The sequence below is a fragment of the Hyphobacterium sp. SN044 genome (assembly GCF_021864465.1).
Classification (GTDB): domain Bacteria; phylum Pseudomonadota; class Alphaproteobacteria; order Caulobacterales; family Maricaulaceae; genus Hyphobacterium.
In genome coordinates this window covers 1-442 of sequence record NZ_JAKKUV010000028.1, presented here as the reverse complement: position 1 = coordinate 442, position 442 = coordinate 1, and the positions used below count along the sequence as shown (strand labels likewise).

The following is a 442-nucleotide window of genomic DNA, read 5'->3' as shown; positions in this document are numbered from 1 at the left end:
GAGCGGATATTGAATACATGTATTTGATTGATGAAGTCACACCCATAGGAGGGACTCTGAGTATTCCACAGGTCATCAAAAGTCGGGCTAAAATTCTAGTTGGCCGAGAAATATACCTTGGAGAAACAGAAATTCGAATAAAGCATGCGGACAGGAAGGAGTATATGACAGTAGTTTAAAGAAAAAGCTGGCCAGCTGCAACTCTTGGACATAGCAAACTTTTCAAGTTTGTGCTCTATGAAGATTGGGGGGGATTTCGAATTAAAACGCTGAACACCATGTATTCGGGCTATGAGTATGCCTATTCCTCTGATCAAGGAGGAATCTACTTTGATCAGGGTACTGATAATCCGAAACAGCGCTGGGCAATCAATAAGTCATTGCCTCTTCGTCATGGTGACGTAGTCACCTTCATGAATAAGTACTTCACTCGCAGTGGGCG

Annotated in this window: 1 protein-coding gene; it reads left to right on the top strand. The window is 43.0% G+C overall.

All coding sequences use genetic code 11. From position 1 onward, the window contains the following. Window positions 1-230: 230 nt before the first annotated feature. A partial coding sequence (locus L5876_RS14540; RefSeq protein ID WP_236957081.1) for a hypothetical protein occupies window positions 231-442 on the top strand: 212 nt, incomplete at its 3' end.